This is a genomic window from Paenibacillus taichungensis (assembly GCF_047302525.1).
In the GTDB taxonomy this organism is placed as follows: Bacteria; Bacillota; Bacilli; order Paenibacillales; family Paenibacillaceae; genus Paenibacillus; species Paenibacillus taichungensis_B.
The window spans coordinates 1,965,847-1,984,254 of the sequence record NZ_CP168020.1 but is presented as its reverse complement, the minus strand read 5'-3'; the positions used below and the strand labels follow the sequence as shown (position 1 = coordinate 1,984,254).

Sequence of the window (18,408 nt, the reverse complement as noted above, 5' to 3'; positions counted from 1 at the left end):
ACCTCGGGCACCGGCTCATTCCGACGCTCCTGTAACGACTTGTTTCACTCGACCTACCTGTCCACTTGTCAAACGCACTTTGATCCCATGCGGGTGTGTAGGCGATTTGGTCAACAAATCCTTCACGATACCGCGTGTCAGTTTGCCTGTCGGCTGATCTTGCTTGAGCACGATATCCACTTCAAGACCCGGTTTGATATTTACTCGTTGTTGTCCGTTCATGGGTTTCCTCTCCTCTTCAACGTATTCCATGTCATGTAGCCATAATTCACAAAGCTTCATCTATTGTAGACGTTTTGGATTGAAAACGAAAGCCATGTCCAATGTTCAAAAACATAACTGAACTGTTATTTCCGCTTTGAAGAGGGATCAGAAGATTTGCTTTTCATCATTTTCAGAGCTGATCGATAGACTTCATCTGCACTCTTTTCAGGTTCATTTGTATCCGTCAGCACCGCTTCCTCTTCCACTTCAGCAGGTTTACGGAAATGAAGCAATGCTTGACGGTAAGCTTGATCACCATCTGTGCTCTGCGTCTCTCTTTTCTGAGGTGAAGGGGCCACTTCCGATGTGGAATCCATCTGATGAATATCCGTTTGCCTATGATCCTCATGTTCCAAAACCTCTTTATGCTCTGCCTGTTCGTAAATTCTGTCTTCCTTCCGGGCTTGATCTTCTTCATGCAGCAGGACAGGCCCTTCATCCACCTCTGTTATTTTGGAAGCTCGTGCTTCTGCAGCCTTGCGGGACGATCTGGAGTTATAAATCATCAGAAACACAACCCCAATAACAACAATTACGACCAAAATGATCAACATATGAGCATCCTCCTTATCATCCGCCTGTAGGCAGCCTTAATCAATATATTGGTGCCCTATTCTGCGAATAATATTTCACCTTGTTTCGTATAGAGCGACAAAGTAGCGGGAATGCTCCAAACAGGATTGTCAGCAGAAGACTTTCAGCACCAATCAAAGAGAAGGTTTACAGAAAACCGAATTGAGGAGGAATGATCAGCATGAATTCACGTGCCATTTTGATCAATATCATTGTTATACTGGTGATTTTGGGAGCCGGGGCTGCCGGGATCTACTATTACAACCAATCCACCAGCTACGTTAAAACCGATAATGCGCTTGTTACCGGGCAGCCTATCTCCGTGGCTTCCGCAGTAGGCGGTGAGCTTCGCTCCTGGAAAGGCAAGGTAGGTACAACATTTAATGCAGGCGATACCGTCGCCACCGTCACCGCTGCGGGAAAATCAACATCCGTGACGATGCCTGTTGATGGCACCATTGTACAACAGACCGCCGTCGAAAATTCGCTAGTATCTGCCGGTACGCCCCTCGCACGGGCCTATGATTTCAATAACCTGTACGTGACGGCCAATGTGGACGAGACCGCGATTGATAAAATTAAAGCGGGTCAGATCGTCGATGTATATGTCGATGCTTTTCCAGACACCACATTGACTGGCAAAGTAGACCAGATCGGACTTGCCACTGCGTCCTCCTTTTCGCTGCTGCCGTCGTCCAATACAAATGCGAATTACACCAAAGTAACACAAGTCATCCCGATCATCATTACGATCGAAGGATATAAAGGACTGGGTGTGGTTCCCGGCATGAGCGCTACCGTGCGCGTTCATATCTAAGGCTGCTGATGGATAATCAAAAAAACCAACTGCCACTTGGAAAAACCATCGCTGTCTTGCTACTTGGAGCTTTTATCGCCATCCTGAACCAGACTTTGCTCAATGTAGCCATTCCGCATCTGATGAATGACTTTAACGTCTCGGCTACAACTGTACAGTGGTTATCCACGGCTTATTTACTGGTGAACGGGGTACTTATTCCGATTACTGCCTACTTGATCGAGTCTTACGGGACTCGCAAATTGTTCGTAACAGCCATGCTGCTGTTTACCGTCGGTTCGTTAATTTGTGCCATCAGTCCAGGATTTACAGTCATGCTTATAGGACGAATTGTACAAGCCAGTGGGGCCGGTATTATTATGCCTTTGGTTATGAACGTGTTTCTGACGGTCTTCCCTCCAGAGAAACGGGGAACGGCCATGGGGACGATGGGGATTGCCATGATGTTTGCTCCAGCCATTGGTCCGACCTTATCTGGATGGATCGTGGAACATTATACATGGCGGATTCTGTTCTATATGGTCATTCCGCTCGCCTTGCTTGATATTTTGTTTGCCTTCATTTGGCTGAGAAATGTGTCCAAGCTTACTTCGCCGAAATTTGATGGTTTTGGCGCATTATTCTCCACCATCGGTTTCGGCTTTCTGCTATATGGATTCAGCTCTGCCGGAGATAAAGGCTGGACCAGTGCGACTGTGCTGTTGACACTGATTATCGGAGTGCTCTTCATCGTCTTCTTTGTACTCAGAGAAACGGCTATGAAGAACCCTCTGCTGGAATTTCGTGTATTCAAATACGACATTTTCACCATCTCAACGCTGGTCAGTGCAACGATTAACATGGCACTCTTTGGCGGAATGCTGCTGTTACCGATCTATCTGCAAAATATAAGGGGATTCTCTCCCCTGCAATCCGGGTTGTTGTTGCTGCCTGGTGCATTGCTAATGGGCGTCATGTCTCCCATCTCAGGAGTGCTGTTTGACCGGATTGGCTCTCGCCCGCTTGCCATTGTCGGTTTGATCATTACCGCCATCTCAACATTTGAGTTTAGCAAGTTGACGGGGGAGACGCCTTATGGTCACATCATGATGCTATACACGTTTCGTAGCTTCGGCATGTCCATGCTGATGATGTCTGTACAGACAGAGGGGTTAAACCAATTGCCGCCTCATCTCACCAGTCATGGTACGGCCATGTCTAATACGGTCAGACAGGTCGCAGGTTCAATCGGGACCGCCCTGCTCATCACCGTGATGGCGACACGTGCAGGCATTCATTTGGCCGATTACAGCAACACCGTGACCACAACCAATGTCGCACTGACAGAACAAGTGGGTATACTCGGCACACAAATGGCTACTGCAGCTGGAATGCCGCCTGAACAAGGTTCCAGCCTTGCGTTACAGCAGCTCTATGGTATCGCTGTTCAGACCTCAACCATTGAAGGCATTAATGATGCTTTCATTGTAGCGACCTGGATTTCAATCATTGGTCTGTTTCTGTCGTTATTCCTGCGGCGAGCTCGCTCCCGTCCTCGTAAAGTCAAGCCTGAACGCTAAAATGGCCTTGGGCAACCCTATACCCTATATACAACCCTGTATCACAGATCAGATCGCAAGCTTCACTTAGATAAATTGAAACAATAAAAACCGCAAGTCTCTTTAATCCAGAGACCTGCGGTTTTTGGCTTGCGCTATGGATGCTGGGGTAAGGATGAATTGTCATCCTTGGCAGCCTCTCTCGCCTTAACGGCAAGCAGTTCCGTTACGGTTACAAAACGATAGCCTTGCTCCTGCAACTTGGGCAGAATCGTTTTTAGCGCAGCAACCGTCTGGGACTTGCCCTCCACCTTGTCATGAAACAGAACAATATCCCCGTTACGTGCGTTCTTCAGCACTTTATTTACAATGGCTGATACGCCTGGTGAAGCCCAATCACGTGTGTCCTGATGCCAGGACCATAGCACAATCGTATAGCCTTGCTGCTTGGCGACCTGAATGACCATGTCATTGTAATAGCCTCCCGGTGGTCTAAACAACGTGGGACGCTGCGCCCCTGCTCCAACAATGGATTTCTCCGCTATGTCCATTTCATGGCTGTACTTATCCGCCCTTGTTGACCTGACCGCGTACGTATGTGCATACGTATGATTGGCGATTTCATGTCCTTCCCGCTGCTCCTGTTTAATCAGGTCAGGAAACTTTTCCGCCCATTTGCCAAGCACAAAAAAAGTGCCTTTGGCCTGATATTGCTCTAGTAAAGCCAGAATCTGCGGGGTCTGGACCGGATCTGGCCCATCATCAAAGGTCAGTGCGATGAGTTTATCATGTGTGGGAACCTCCCACACAATCTCTCCCCGTTCCTCATAATACTGTCGATTCTTCTGCACAGGTTTGGCGTAAGCAGAACTGCTGCCAAGCAAAAAAACCAGCGTACACAATCCGATGCATCGGGCTGCCTTCAGGTTCATGTTTATGTCCTCTCTTTATCTTCAAACGTAAACTCCCTGTTAGCATTTCCCGATTCACCAGAACTATTTAACGAAATATTTGATCGATGACTGCAATTTCCTCAGTTGTGAGCTCAACATCCAGTGTTTTCAGATTGTTGATGACCTGCTCTGGTTTCTTGGCACCAGGAATGAGTGCATCGATGGACGACTGAGTCAGATACCAGGCCAGAACGAGATGTGCGACCTCAGCATCCTTGGACTGTGCGATGCTGCGTAGTTGTTCCACCTTGTCCAGATTCTGAATAAAGGCTTCCCCAGTGAATAACGGGTTCTTCGCCCGTCCATCCTGGAAGGTTGTATCACGATTATATTTGCCACCCAGCAGACCTGCTGCCAGAGGGAAGTAAGGTACAAAAGAAATATCATGCTCTGCCGTATAGGGCAGTAACTCCTTCTCCGCTTCTCTTTTGAACAAATTATATTCAGACTGCAGCACATCCACATCTCCATCCCGATTTGCCTCACGCAACTGATCAATGGAGAAGTTGGAAACTCCGATGGCACGAATTTTACCTTCGTCCTTCAAACGTTTCAGCGCACCTACAGCCTCATCCTTCGGTGTACGTTCATCCGGGAAGTGAATATAGAACAGGTCAATATAATCTGTCTGCAGACGTTTCAACGCCTCATCTACAGAGGTTTTGAGGAAAGCAGGCGAGTTATCAAAGACTACGTTGCCATCCACGAATTTATGTGCAGCTTTCGTTGCAATGATGGTATCTTGGCGCTGACCCGTTTCTTTCAGCACTTCACCAATTAACCGTTCTGAATGCTCAGGTCCATAGATGAAAGCAGTATCCAAAAAGTTAATGCCCTGTTTCAAAGCCGTACGAACGACATCCTTGCCCGTCTCATCATTCAGCATATTCGGATAGATGTTATGTCCTCCGACTGCATTTGCCCCCAATCCAATCGGGTTAACAATCAGATCGGTTTTGCCCAAGCGAGTACGTTGTTCTGCCATGTCTCATCCATCTCCTTTTCTGAGCGTTGGTAACTCACATATATTATATCAAAGGGTTAAGCATATTTAAAATATCGGGTTTATCGGATTAGGTATTTTTCAGCGCTGTAGCTTCCACATCATTGATGAAACGACGGAGTTTTGCAGCCACATCGCGGTTAATTTCGCCATTTTCGTATAGTTGCTGTATGGTATTGCGCTGCTCCTGCATCGCCACCATTTGCAATTCCAGCTTTTCCTGATCAAATGGATCTTCATTTTTGCCTTGATTCCAAGTGCGTAATTTGGCAATAACCCGCTCATATCTAGAGATGACCGACAGAGCCACAATCCGGTTACTATCGTTCATGTTAGCACGAATCGCCTTGATCGCTGCTTCAGAGGTACGCATCTTCACTTGACGGAACAGGTCCGCATTCTCAATCATAAATGGCTGGTCCGGCTTCCGTGAACGATTTGTAAACACATGTCCAAACACTCGTCCAATTTCACTGAGTGAGAACATCATCTGGGTATTCGTGCGGTTCGCAAGCATCATTTCCTTACGATCCAGCCAGCTGTTACATCTAAAGGCGGCTTCCGAAGCAATTACATTTTCATCCATCATATTCTCAATTTCCTTGCGTTCAGCCCGCGTACCGATGAGATTAATTGCTGTTTCCTGTTTCAAAATGTCCTTGCGCTTACCCGCAGTAAGCTCGCCAGCCGCCTGCCTGATATATTTCGACAGATCGGAAACAACCGCAAGCGCAGCAGCTTTGTTCTGGTCGTTCATTTCTGACTTAACTGCACGAATGGCTGCATTCAGCATAATATCCTGTGCTTTTCTTTCTGTCGTTTGCGGTGTACCTTCTTCCGCTTTTTCTTCGTTCTTCGCAAGAATAGGAAGAAACACACTTGCAGCAATCAGAGTGAACAGAATCACACCTGCCGCCAGGAAAATGATCAGATCCCTTTCAGGAAAAGGGGACCCGTCTTGAAGAACATAAGGAATGGAGAATGCCCCCGCCAGTGTTACAGCCCCTCTCACACCCGAAAGGGTAATGATCGTAATTTCTTTGAGCCGGGGCTTCCCGCTCGACAACGCCTCACCGGAATTTTCATTTCCTTTCCAGAACAGATAGATCCAGACAAAACGAAGCACCAACAATAGCACTGAAATTAGGCCCACATAGCCAAGTACTTGGAGGTTATCAAACGAGACATTCTCGAAGATGGTACTCAGCACATCTGGGATCTGTACTCCCAGAATGACAAAGACCAATCCATTCAAAATAAATAAAATGACAGACCAGGTACTGGCAGATACCACCTGCATCTTCAGTTGGACGGACTCGGTCCGATCACGCTCAATAGCATGAATGATACCACCAGCAACGACCGCAAGAATGCCCGAAACACCGATCTCTTCACTGACCAGATAAATGACGAATGGCGTTAAGATTTGCAAGAGCATATGAATGGTGACATCTTCCATACCCAGACGCCGAATCCAGACACCCAGTCGGATCAACAAGAACGATATCAAGGCACCGATCAACAACCCGCCAATCGCGATAAGTATAAAACTAAATGACGCCTGAGCCAGGGAAAACACACCCGTAACCGTGGCGGCAATCGCAAATTTGAATGCAACCAGACCGGATGCATCATTCATTAATGCTTCTCCCTCAAGAAGCCTATGTATGCTCTTGGGTAAATGCACACGACCTGCCATAGCGCCAACAGCCACAGCGTCTGTCGGGGACAGAATTGCCGCGAGTGCAAAAGCCGCAGGAAGCGGAATGGTTGGAATGAGCCAGTGAATGGCATATCCAGCCACGACAACCGTGACAAATACAAGGCCCAGGGCCAGCAAAAGGATGGGCGCTCTTAAATTCCACAGCTCGTGCCTCGGTGTTCGCTTCCCATCGTTGTACAGCAACGGAGCGATAAAGAGCACGAAAAACAATTCCGGATTCAGTGGCAGATGTACACCCGCAGGTAATAGCGCAATGGCTACACCAAGAACAATCTGAATCAACGGAACGGGGATAAAGGGTACAAACCGGTTCAAAATATTCGATAAACCGATCAGTACCAGCAAAACAAGCACGGCAATAAATAGTTCCATGATGACAATCCCTTTCCGAATAATGAAGTGGTGAAAACCATTTTGTGTAGCCTTATTTTAACATAAACCAAAGTTCATTATAAAAATGTTGTCATATTCAATACCCGTCTAAAGCGAATGGACAACAATCTGATTGCAGATTTCTGATTGGTTCTGTTTATAAGATGTTACAATATGCTCAGGACAATACCCGTTTGGAAAGGAACTTGGTCTATATGGCATTTGGAATTAAACGACAGGAGCTGGCCGAGTGGAAAGAACGTGTATCTCGTGGCGACCTTGCCTATCTCACTCATTTCTGGATCGACAACCGTTTTCCGGGCATTACCAGCGTAACCAAAGTGGGCTGTGCAGATCTGAACCGGCTTGAGGACTGGTGTAGAGCCCATGAACTCGATCCGCGTTATATACATCGGCGTCAGCCTTTTCCCCATTTTGACCTGCTCGGTAAAAAACAGAAGGAAATTCTGATCCAGGAAGGTCTGACCGATCACATTCAACGCTTCCATCTCTGATTGAAAAAATTAAAACGCCAGCCTTCAAGATTCAAGTCCCAAAGCGGGCTTAAAATCTTGAAGACTGGCGTTTTACACACCATTTATTTAGCGATGCGTTTGTTCCAACGTTTTCATTTTCTCCAGCAGTTTTAGCTCAATTTTCTTCAGCATGCCAAACATTTGCAGTTGTTCCTCTTCCGTAAGCGCCTGCAAAAGTTCCCACGTCATCCGACCGCGATTATTAATCAACGTTTTTGCAAGCTGCTTCCCATCTTCCGTTAAAGACAACCATACAATTCTTCGGTCCTCTTCACTGCGCACCCGCTGGATCAGACCTTCGCTCTCCAGTTGATTCAGCACAATTGTGGTTGCTCCAGAAGATAGACTAAGTTGTCTGGCCACATCCACAGCCATACAGCGTTCTTCACGCAAAATCATGCCCAATATATGACTTTTCGTCGGATTCAATTTGCAGTTTGTTTCATTCCTCTGCTGCTGATCCAATACTTTATTTTTATATCTGAAGAAGGCCTCCAACAATTGATCGACATTTGCCAATTGAGAGTTTCGCTCCGTATCCGGGCTCATAAACGTTCCTCCTACCTTTGATCATAACCTACCTTATATTGTAACATATTTGTACTATTTTGTTTGTGAAAAATGCGCTTGTTTCCCAAAACCCTTTACTTGTCTGTAAAGTTCATGCTTATTTTGCCGTTTCATGTGACAAGCTACCTTATAGCATGAACAGATAACCACACAAGGAGGAATCAAGCAATGAACATTTATATTGTTTTCGATAGTGAAGGCGGGCATACACGGGCGCTTGCCGAGTCGATTGCTGCTGGCGCAGCCAGCGTGCATGGTGCAACCGTTCATTTGCATTCCACAGAAGAAGCCGACATCTACAAGCTGGTGGAAATGGACGCCATTATCTGGGGCTGCCCCGGACATTTTGGCTCCATCAGCTCCGGGTTGAAAAATTGGATCGACAAGCTGGGCTACCTCTGGGCAGAGGGCAAGCTTGTAGACAAAGTCGGTGCGGTGTTCTGTACCATCGCGACCGAGCATGGTGGACTGGAGTCAACGTTGATTCATCTGCTGACACCCATGCTCCATCAGGGCATGATTATTACCGGGCTACCTGGCAACTTTGCAGATAATGCATTATATGGCTCCTATTATGGTGTTGGGGTGACTTGTCCGGTGGACAGTGATGATCTGCTCAGCGAACAGGGCATAGCGTTGGGTAAAGCTCTGGGAGAACGCGTGGCTCGCATAACCAACCGACTGATCACATAGATATCAGCGTATTTCCCATAAAACAAATTGCTGTTCTTATCAAGCCTGCACTCATAAGCTGAGAAGCATTACTGCAGGCTTGAACTCCCCTTCCTTTAAGAAATAGAATGATTCTATTGCATTATTGGATTGAATTTGTTTATAATAACGTATACCTTTAAAGTTACTTTTAGTTACTTAATGATTTTTATAAATCTGTTATTATAAAGTAATACGATATTCATCCATTATATTGCAAGGGAATTTTACACATGAATCAAAATACGCATTTAAAAACTGACGTTTGTATTGTAGGAGCTGGTCCTGGAGGGGCGCTACTCTCCTTCCTGCTGAAACGGCAGGGAATATCCACCATTCTGATCGAGCGCCAGCCGCACCTGCTTAAGTCGTTTCGTGGTGAGGTGCTTAATACAGATGGTGAGAATGTACTGAAAAAGCATGGATTATACCCTTCTGTCACCCAGCGTGGCGTGCTGCCCCTGGAGCAAATTCAATATTGGGAGAATGGTCAGATCATTCACACCATTTTCCCTGGAGAGCAAGAATCCCATGTGGGCATTCATGTGCCGCAGGATCATCTGCTGGAAGTCATCGTGTCACAATCACAGCACCAGGAAAACGAGCAAGTCCTTTATAATACGGTTATGACTGGATTGTTACGGAATAAGGCTGACCAAACGATTGGCATCAACATTCGGCAAGAAGGGCGCCCCGCTTCCATTGAAGCAGCGGTTATTGTTGGTGCGGATGGCAGATATTCAGCTGTACGCAGAAACGCTGGTCTGACCCCGGATACCCGCAAACATGGATACGACCTGTTATGGGCTCGAATTCCTGCTCCAGCAGGCTGGGAACCTGCTGTTCGGATGGCCAGTATGGATGGTCAACAGTTGGCGCTATTCTCACAATTCGGAGGTTACGTGCAGATCGGATGGAACATTCCGCAAGGGTCCTTCTCCAAGCTGCGTGAACAGCCTTTTGCTCCCTTTGTACAGAAACTCGTGGCGGCCTTCCCCTGTCTCGCTGATTCGGTCGCTGAACATATCCAGACCTGGAGTGATTTGGTTTTGTTATCCGTAGAGAGCAGCTTCGCCGAATCGTGGGCGCTGGACAACGTGGTCCTGCTTGGTGACGCCGCTCACACGATGACTCCTACGGGCGCTTTTGGATTGAATGCCGCATTGGAAGATGCGGACGTGCTCGCTGAGCTGCTCATTGATATGGCCGCCGATCAATTCACTTCTACAGAACGGCTGCATGAGCTGCAGACCAGACGTGGAGAAAAAGTAAAGCAGCAGTTGGCACGACAATTGGAAATGGAGTCTTCGTTCCAGCAGCGATACGAATCTTTTCAATAATGATGCGTGTATTCACGCACCGCGTTAATCAACAAACAGCCGATGACTCCCTGTTGGGGAAGCATTGGCTGTTTTCTTATGTTATGACTAACCAGAATGTCCACCATCTGTGAACTGGATTCGCAAAGGCTTTTGAAAAACAATTAGGGATCAGGCTTCACTACCATTCATGGCGCTTACTCGTAGCTCAGTCATAGGCAGAGACAGCTTATCGGGATGACGCAATCTCACCGTACGGCTCTCACCAGGGAGCAGATCGAAATAGTTATCACTGAAACGAACGCGACCAAGGGGCAGTTCGAGCTTCACCAACCGTGCAATTGCACCAATGGCCGTAACCGATACGGATTGCTCCTCTTCGTTCACATGCACACTGAGCTGCGATTGAGGCAATTTAACATCCTTCGGATCACGTAAGAAATATCGATTCAGTGGTGCAGTGAAACCTTCGGCTACCAATTCAACCATCACTTCTTCTGCCAATCTGCCTCCCAATACTTCCGCTTCGCTCAACTCTGCAATGCGAGTGGAGGATTGTGAACCTGTCACCACATGATGCGAACTAGAATACACCTTTTCCCCATTCAGTCCATAGACATTAAGTCGAAGCTGTCCCTTCAGAATCTCCCGTGTATCATTCACGACCCATAACGTAAGCGGCTCACCAGGTTCATGTTCCAGAGACAGCAGTATCGGATGAAAGAATACTTTTCCGTAATAAAAAGAGGCCTTCGGTAGTAGCTCGTAGTCAATCATGGACCAGCTTGTGCCTGGCCAGCTGTCATTAAGCTGCCATACAAGGGCTCCACTATTGCGATGATTGATCCGCCGAAAATGTTCAATGCCATACCGTAATCCTTCCGCCTGTGTCAGCATCGAGTAGTTCATGTACTCTTCGATATTTTGCGGAATGCCCGTATATCCTTCCATCAGAAGAATGCCTTTCTGATGATTGGTATCCTTATTCCGATAGGCCATTTCGGGACTGCCCCAGTAAAATTGCCCTGCAGGCATGTTTTTCTCCAACGTGTAACGGTTGGCTGAGGCATGCATGCCAAATTCACTGCTGAACAGGGCATTGTCTTTTTTATAATTTTTGAATGTCACGCCCTCAATACTGTAGTCCAGCAGTGGCGGCTCGCCGTGTTTTCGTGGATAGACGGAACCATGCCATACCTGCCAGTTATGACGATCCCCCACAGCCGGATCGTTGGCATCATTGCCGTGACTGTCCCCATACGGTGAGGAAGGCCAGTATGGACGAGACGAATCCAGCCGTTCAAGCACTTCTGGGATCAGCTCATGGTAGATCAGCTCTCCATAGAAGGGGCTGGTAATATCTCCACTCGCGGACTTCATGTCATAGAGCCAGTCAATTTCGTTATTGCCACACCAGAGTGCAAGCGAAGCACGATTGCGCAGTCGCAGGACATTATTTTCAACCTCATCCCGTACATTGTTCATGAAGTCACGATTGAAGTCAGGGAATAAGGCGTTGGCAAAAGCGAAATCCTGCCATACCATTACGCCTTGCCGATCACATTCATCATAGAAGACGTCCTTCTCATATATACCGCCTGCCCAGACACGCAACATATTCATATGCCCTTCCACGGTCAGCTCAATTAGCTCACGATACCGGGAGGCGGGGATAGCACCAATCAGATGGTCGGCCGGAATCCAGTTGGCTCCTTTCGCGTACACACGCACTCCGTTCAGAATAAACGTAAAGGCATCCTCACCCTGTTCATTATGAAGCGCCAGTTTAATGGTTCGTACACCATAAGGCTCGTTGTATTGATCCACTTCCACCCCATCCGCAAATAGTGTAACTTCCAGCCTATACAAGTAAGGTTCACCCAGATCATGAGTCCACCATAATTGCGGTGAATCCAATTTTAGTATTGTATCTGCGAGACCATTTTCCCCAACGACTTCAGCAGACCGTGCCACTTCCTGACCACTCGCATCCAGTAAACGTATATCACATGACAAAACCACAGCTTTTTCACGTTTCTGTCTGCTACGGAAAGACAATACAGACTTCACATCAGCAGTGACATGGACAGCCGCTTGCTGCTTGCTCACTGATTCGGTACGTGCAAATACGTTCTCCAGCTTTGCGATCGTTCGTCTTTCCAGCCGTACCCCGCCCCAAATTCCTACGGTAACCATCCGTGGACCCCAGTCCCAACCGAAATTCATCGCAGCTTTGCGCAACCATGGCCGTTCCTTCGTATACGAAGACCAGTCGAACGTCTCCCTGTCTCTGTGATGCAGATAAAGGGGATCGAACTTGACCGCTATAGCGTTCCATCCTTTACGAACCAGTGTCGTCACATCAAAAGTGTGGGACATGAGCATGTTGGCCGTTTGCCCCACTTCATGTCCGTTCACATATACGGTGGCGAACGTATCCAATCCTTCAAATACTAACTCAAAGTACTCCTCTGCTTCCCCATCCTTCACCAGGTTGAAGTTAGTACGATACCACCATTCCTTCTGCTCGATCCATCGACTCCTGGCATCGTTATGCCCATAGTAGGGCGGATCAATGATGCTGCGTTCCACCAGAGCGGTGTGCACATCCCCTGGCACCTCCGCTCCGATCCAGAATCGATCATCGAGCGCTGCCGCTGCAACATCCATGGCCCGCTTTTCCCCAACCTCGAAATGCTGAATCTTCCATTGCCCTGACAAATCCTGACTTGAATTATTCATCTTCATCCTTGCCTCGCTCTCCAGTTTCCTTGGTAATACGATATCGAAAACGTTTGCAATAAAAACATGACTTCATTCGTTGTTTTGTCTGCTCACCTTTAATGTCCGGAAGGCTTGTACGACACAGCCTCCTCGCGATACTCACTTGGAGTCTTGCCTGTATGTTTTTTGAATAGCCTGCTAAAATACTTAACGTCCTCATATCCGCTGATAGCCGCCACTTCACTTACTTTTGCGGGAGAAACCACCAGCATGTCCATCGCGCGCCTAATTCGCATACCTGTTACAAAATCACCAAAAGTGACGCCCGTTTCCTTCTTAAACAGTTCACTGAGATGACCCGGATGCAGATGAACCTGACCTGCGACATGTTGCAAGCTAATATCCTGTACCAATCCGGATTCCATATAAGCAATAGCCTTCTGTACATGCGTAGTCCGCCCTTGCCCCATCTGACTGTGATAGGTATGCATCAGTCCATATAAATGATGAAACAGCAGATCCCGGAGTTCACCAGCATCGGCATCCGGGTCTGGCCTCCATGGTTCGAACCGTTCCGGTTCGTCTCTTCCAATAGCTCGCATGGTACGAATCAACCAACGCTGTCCGGCGTTCACCGCAGCATGCAGACAGGCATCAAAAGACTCTGGCGTTACTTCGGGGTCCATCAGGAGTTCATCCACCAGTTCTCGCGTCCATGTGGTCAGCATAATCGAGTCGTTATCCATTAACAATGTCCCCAGGGTGGTTTCTTCCTCATGTTGAAGGACGGTTTTACCTCCTATGCGGTGGAAGACATCTTCATATTGCCAAATCCTGTCCTCAAGTAACCCGTGATAACGGTACGCGATCGACGCCGTTCGGTAGCTCTCATGCAGAAGTTGAACCTCCATGCAAGGTTGACCTGCTGCTGCACGCAATATACATTTTAACAATTGCTCAATCCGGGTTAATGCAATGCCCAAAGTAAATTGGAAATCCTGCTCATCGGGCGGCAGCTCTACAACACAGATAATCCGGTCCTTTTGAATGTGTGCAACTGCGCCTGGCAGGACATCCTCCAGCATATTTTGCACGGCAAAGTTTAGCAAAGTAGCCGAAGAACGATTCCACCCCGCAGCTTTCAAGATCAGAATCTGTCTCTGCACTTGCTCCTTGTCTGAGGAACATTCCGATTGCACATTTATTCCCGACTGGAGAAATACAGGACAAGGGCCAGATTCTACGTCTCCATCAATGATCCATCCAGCGAACAGCCGCTGTTTGTTCTCTCGCAGCAGCTGCCCTTCTCTTGATTTCTCAGCCCATCGTTCGGTAATTCGTTGTTTGGCCTGAAGCACCGTCTTGATAATTTCTTCCGGCTTACTCGTCTTAAGCAGATAATCTGTGACACCTTGACGAATCGCTTGCTGAGCGTATGAAAAGTCATCGTGTCCCGATAAAATAATGACCTCTAGTTCCGGCAGCATATGCAGCCCTTCCTCTGCCAGTTCAAGCCCCGTCCTTCCCGTCATCCGAATATCAGTCATCAGAATATGCGGCCTCTCTTCGTCCATGCGTACTAACGCCTCTTCTGCCGAGGCTGCTGGCGAAAGCAGCTCAATCCCCAGTTCATGCCAAGCGATTACACTGGCGAGCCCTGTACGGATAATCACTTCATCATCAACAATCAGTAATCTCATGGCGATTCCTCCAAGATTGGAATAGAAAATGAAATTCGGGTTCCACCTCCGACCCGGCTGTCCACTTCGAGCTGCGCCTCAGCTCCATAATGAAGCAGTAGTCTCTCGTTCACATTGCGGAGCCCGTAACCACCTTGGGATGTTTGCTTCATTGGCTCTTTTTCCGTCCAATGGTGGTTTGAATCATGTTGCTCTTCCTCATCCGATGACACAAGGCTGCTTCTGACATGCTCCAGTCTGTCCCGTTCCATACCAGCACCGTCATCCAGAACCAGCACATTCATTCGTTCCTGTTCCTGACGAACCATGATCGTAATTGTGCCCATACCCGCTTTCGGCTGAATTCCGTGAATCATGGCATTTTCGACGAGCGGTTGAAGCAGCAATTTCAGCATCATTCGCTGTTCAAGTGCCGGATCCACAATATAATGTACGGCGAACTTGTCGGGAAAACGGATGGACTGCACACGAACATAATGGCGAATGTGGGCAATCTCCTGCCCTACAGGACAATAATCCCTACCCTGATTCAAACTGATTCGCAAAAAATCACTCAATCCCTCGACCATCTCTGCGATCCGCTTTTCCTCAGACATCAAGGCAATCCAGTGAATGGATGAAAGTGTGTTATACAGAAAATGAGGATTGATCTGCGCCTGAAGTGCCCTGAGATCAGCTTCCTTCTTGCGGGCTTCACCACGGATAACCTCTTCTTTCAATCTCTCAATATGTGCACCGAGCAGATTATAACTCTCTCCCAGCTTGCCGATTTCATCATCACTTTCCGATCGGAATAGGGGCAGTGGTCGATCCGGATCCATTCGGGACAGATGTCTCGTAAGAACTCGCAGCGGCCTTGTGACTCGACGCACCGTAAACCAGACAAGTCCTGCACTGATCGCAGCAGACAGGCTCACTGCAACAGCAGTGAGGATGAGAATATAACCGTTTTCGGACTTATACTGATCGTAGGGAACCGTTCCGGTCAGCGTCCAGCCTGTCAACAGTTCCGGGTAATAGAGCAAAGTACGTTTCTCATTGCCGCTGCCATACGTGGCTGTTCCGCTTCCTTCCTGTTGGATCAGCGTATGTACTTCAGGCTCGATCTTCTCCAGTGACTGTCCAAGACGGGATTTGTCCATGGAAGACAAAATCTCTCCAGTGGGACCGATCAGTTCCAGTCGACCTTCGCCCATACCCAGTCCCAGCGCTGCCCATCCTTTCGAGATTGCCTTCTCGTCTAGACTGATCGCAAGCCATCCGATGGGCCGATAATCATGGATGCTGCGAATGGGTCGAACCAATGTTATTACATTTTGGATGCCCGCATAATTCTGAACCGGATATACGCCAGTCCATGCTTTAACCGCATCACCACGCGGAGCAGGAGGATAAGATACATTGGATGATTCATACCATGTAGCCGTGGACAAAGCCGTATCGAAACGTTCCGGATAGATGGCAATGTTGGCAATATATTTTTTGGAAGCGGCCAAATTGGTCATCCTGCCCAGAATATCCACACGCTCCTGCACATCGTCCTCATCGCTACTTAAATACTGCTGAATGTCCCTTTCTCCAATCAGAAAAATCGATAACGTCTCGGCATCCTGCAGCATATAGCGCAAATTCGCTTCCACCTGCTTCAGTGTGTCCATGCCCGAAAGCTTTGTTTTTTGTTCTGTGATGCGGGAAGAGATCAGAAAGGCGAACAGCCCCAGTGCCAGCAGCGGCACAATCATGGAAGCCGTAACCACGACAGACAGCTTCCGTTGCAGTGAAGATGTTAGCCAGCGTCCCACACCTTTCCCTCCTCTGGATGCGCTTTCGTTTAACCTTTGACTGCTCCGGCCGTCATGCCTTTCATGACTTGTTCCTGAAATACCAGGTATAGAATGATGGTCGGGATTACGGACAAGGTCATGGCAGCAAGAGTCAGGCCGTAATCGGTCTGATATCCGTCGGCAAAATTGGCGATCGCGAGCGGTAACGTTTTCAAACCTGTTTTGTTAATAAACACGAGTGCGAACGAAAAGTCATTCCACGCGTGCAGAAAACTCAGAATAGTGACCGTTGACAAGGCAGGCACAGACATGGGAAGCATGATCCGGGTGAACAGCCCCCATAGACCTGTTCCATCAATAAAAGCGGCCTCTTCAATGTCACGTGGAATGCTAGTCAAATAAGCTGTTAGCACAAATATCGCGGTTGGCAACGCAAATGCGGTATACGGCAATATCAGTGCCCAATACGTATTCAGCAGAGACATCTGTTTCATCAAAATAAATAACGGAACCAATGTGCTGTGAATGGGAATCAGCATGCCTACAACGAAGAAAGTCATGATCAACCCTTTCCAGCGAAACTGGAAACGTGCGAGTATAAATGAGGCCAGCGCTGCAATAAACAGCGTTATGATAAGCGAACCTACGGATACAATCAGGGAATTGCCAAAAGCGGTTCCCAGCTTGGAGCTTTCCCAAGCATTACTGAAATTCTCCACGTTCCATTTCTCCGGAAGCCCGAAGGGCCTGCTATAGAAATCTTCATTTGTTTTGAATGCACTGATCACAAGCCAATAGAACGGATACAATGTTAAAATACCATAGACCGTCAACAGCGTCCAAACAATTCCACTACTGAATCGGCGAACCGGATGGCCTGAAGTATTCCCCGGTGTTGGCATCGATAAAGGTGTAACACTCATTACATTCCCCCCTCTCTCCTAATTCTCTTTTCTCTTACGGCTTGTCGCCCACTGGCTTGTTCCGATAAGCAACAGGGAGATTAGCACGATGGTGGTCGAGATAGCACTCCCGAAGCCATAGCGATACGTTGTGAAGGTTGAATTATACATATACGTTGCCAGCAGCTCTGTCGCATGTGCCGGGCCGCCTTTGGTCATGATATACACCAGATCGAATGATTTCAGGCTGCCCGAGATACATAGAATGATCGCCACCTGAACCGTCCCCCAGATCATGGGCAAAGAAATGGAAACCAGCTTGCGGATTCCGGAAGCACCGTCAATCTTGGCAGCGTCATGAATTTCGCCCGGAATATTCTGCAGCGCCGAGATGAAGATAATCAGGTACAAACCGACAAAACTCCAGAGCAGCGGTGGCACCAGGGAGAAAATGGCGATTTTGTCATCCGAAAGCCACTGCAGCTTCCAGCTTTCCAGCCCCAATGCATCCAGCAGAAAGTTCAGTATCCCGATCTGCGGGTGATAGATATATTGCCAGATCATACCGATAACTACTGTGGATAATACCATCGGCAGAAATACGGCTGAACGCAGAAAACGCTGTAACGGATTGCTTTTGTGCAAAATGACCGCCAGCATCAACGCTAACGGAATTTGCCCAAATACCGAGGCTAGAACAAAAATGACGTTGTTTTTCAGTGCCCTCCAAAATACGGAATCATGCCATATTTCCACATAGTTATCCAGTCCGATATATTTTGACTCTCCGATCCCCGACCAGTTGAAGAATCCATAGTACGCTGACCATACGACTGGTACAAATACAAATAACGCGTAAATCAGAACTGCTGGAGCGAGCCCCAGCATAATAAAACGTCGACTCCGCAATGCGTTCATT

The 18,408-nt window shown here is 47.8% G+C and carries 16 protein-coding genes; 5 read left to right on the top strand and 11 right to left on the bottom strand.

The features are described from left to right. Positions 1–15: 15 nt before the first annotated feature. Complete coding sequence (locus ACDJ58_RS09220; RefSeq protein ID WP_063564738.1) at positions 16–222, bottom strand: YwbE family protein; 207 nt, start codon at positions 220–222, stop codon at positions 16–18. Positions 223–347: 125 nt separating this feature from the next. Continuing rightward, a complete protein-coding gene (locus ACDJ58_RS09215) occupies positions 348–818 on the bottom strand; it encodes a hypothetical protein (RefSeq protein ID WP_413377277.1) in 471 nt (156 codons plus the stop codon). A gap of 200 nt (positions 819–1,018) precedes the next feature. Between ACDJ58_RS09215 and ACDJ58_RS09210 the strand changes: the two genes are divergently transcribed. After that, entirely contained in the window at positions 1,019–1,654 is a 636-nt protein-coding gene (locus ACDJ58_RS09210; RefSeq protein ID WP_053783698.1) for an HlyD family efflux transporter periplasmic adaptor subunit, read from the top strand. Between the two features lie 8 nt (positions 1,655–1,662). Further along, positions 1,663–3,213: a DHA2 family efflux MFS transporter permease subunit gene (locus ACDJ58_RS09205; RefSeq protein ID WP_413377275.1), complete on the top strand. Its 1,551-nt coding sequence runs from the start codon at positions 1,663–1,665 to the stop codon at positions 3,211–3,213. A gap of 134 nt (positions 3,214–3,347) precedes the next feature. On the opposite strand, the gene ACDJ58_RS09200 is transcribed toward ACDJ58_RS09205, so the two are convergent. The 3 genes from ACDJ58_RS09200 to ACDJ58_RS09190 all read right to left on the bottom strand — a co-directional run bounded on the left by ACDJ58_RS09200 (position 3,348) and on the right by ACDJ58_RS09190 (position 7,243). Further along, complete coding sequence (locus tag ACDJ58_RS09200; protein ID WP_413377273.1) at positions 3,348–4,124, bottom strand: polysaccharide deacetylase family protein; 777 nt, start codon at positions 4,122–4,124, stop codon at positions 3,348–3,350. Between the two features lie 67 nt (positions 4,125–4,191). Beyond that, positions 4,192–5,130, bottom strand: a complete 939-nt coding sequence (locus tag ACDJ58_RS09195; protein WP_413377271.1) for an aldo/keto reductase — start codon at positions 5,128–5,130, stop codon at positions 4,192–4,194. 88 nt (positions 5,131–5,218) lie between these two features. After that, a complete protein-coding gene (locus ACDJ58_RS09190; RefSeq protein ID WP_413377269.1) occupies positions 5,219–7,243 on the bottom strand; it encodes a Na+/H+ antiporter in 2,025 nt (674 codons plus the stop codon). Between the two features lie 215 nt (positions 7,244–7,458). On the opposite strand from ACDJ58_RS09190, the gene ACDJ58_RS09185 reads away from it, so the two are divergent. Then, positions 7,459–7,758: a hypothetical protein gene (locus tag ACDJ58_RS09185; RefSeq protein WP_413377267.1), complete on the top strand. Its 300-nt coding sequence runs from the start codon at positions 7,459–7,461 to the stop codon at positions 7,756–7,758. An 87-nt stretch (positions 7,759–7,845) separates the two neighbouring features. On the opposite strand, the gene ACDJ58_RS09180 is transcribed toward ACDJ58_RS09185, so the two are convergent. After that, entirely contained in the window at positions 7,846–8,328 is a 483-nt protein-coding gene (locus ACDJ58_RS09180; protein WP_413377265.1) for a MarR family winged helix-turn-helix transcriptional regulator, read from the bottom strand. 189 nt (positions 8,329–8,517) lie between these two features. Between ACDJ58_RS09180 and ACDJ58_RS09175 the strand changes: the two genes are divergently transcribed. Together ACDJ58_RS09175 and ACDJ58_RS09170 are read left to right on the top strand one after the other, a co-directional pair. Then, positions 8,518–9,042, top strand: coding sequence for an NAD(P)H-dependent oxidoreductase (locus ACDJ58_RS09175; protein ID WP_063564746.1), 525 nt, complete (start codon positions 8,518–8,520; stop codon positions 9,040–9,042). Between the two features lie 251 nt (positions 9,043–9,293). After that, positions 9,294–10,400, top strand: coding sequence for an FAD-dependent monooxygenase (locus ACDJ58_RS09170; RefSeq protein WP_413377262.1), 1,107 nt, complete (start codon positions 9,294–9,296; stop codon positions 10,398–10,400). 150 nt (positions 10,401–10,550) lie between these two features. On the opposite strand, the gene ACDJ58_RS09165 is transcribed toward ACDJ58_RS09170, so the two are convergent. From ACDJ58_RS09165 to ACDJ58_RS09145, 5 genes are all read right to left on the bottom strand, one after another. Then, a complete protein-coding gene (locus ACDJ58_RS09165; protein WP_413377260.1) occupies positions 10,551–13,127 on the bottom strand; it encodes a beta-mannosidase in 2,577 nt (858 codons plus the stop codon). 92 nt (positions 13,128–13,219) lie between these two features. Beyond that, positions 13,220–14,803 (bottom strand): helix-turn-helix domain-containing protein, encoded by a 1,584-nt coding sequence (locus ACDJ58_RS09160; protein ID WP_413377258.1) that lies wholly within the window; start codon positions 14,801–14,803, stop codon positions 13,220–13,222. Then, positions 14,800–16,605, bottom strand: coding sequence for a cache domain-containing sensor histidine kinase (locus ACDJ58_RS09155; protein ID WP_413377256.1), 1,806 nt, complete (start codon positions 16,603–16,605; stop codon positions 14,800–14,802). The genes ACDJ58_RS09160 and ACDJ58_RS09155 overlap by 4 nt, the downstream gene beginning before the upstream one ends. Positions 16,606–16,634: 29 nt before the next feature. Further along, positions 16,635–17,489, bottom strand: a complete 855-nt coding sequence (locus ACDJ58_RS09150; RefSeq protein WP_413379568.1) for a carbohydrate ABC transporter permease — start codon at positions 17,487–17,489, stop codon at positions 16,635–16,637. A gap of 39 nt (positions 17,490–17,528) precedes the next feature. Then, positions 17,529–18,407 carry a carbohydrate ABC transporter permease gene (locus tag ACDJ58_RS09145; protein WP_413377254.1) on the bottom strand — a complete coding sequence of 293 codons (879 nt, stop codon included), beginning with the start codon at positions 18,405–18,407 and terminating at the stop codon, positions 17,529–17,531. Position 18,408: the final 1 nt, after the last annotated feature.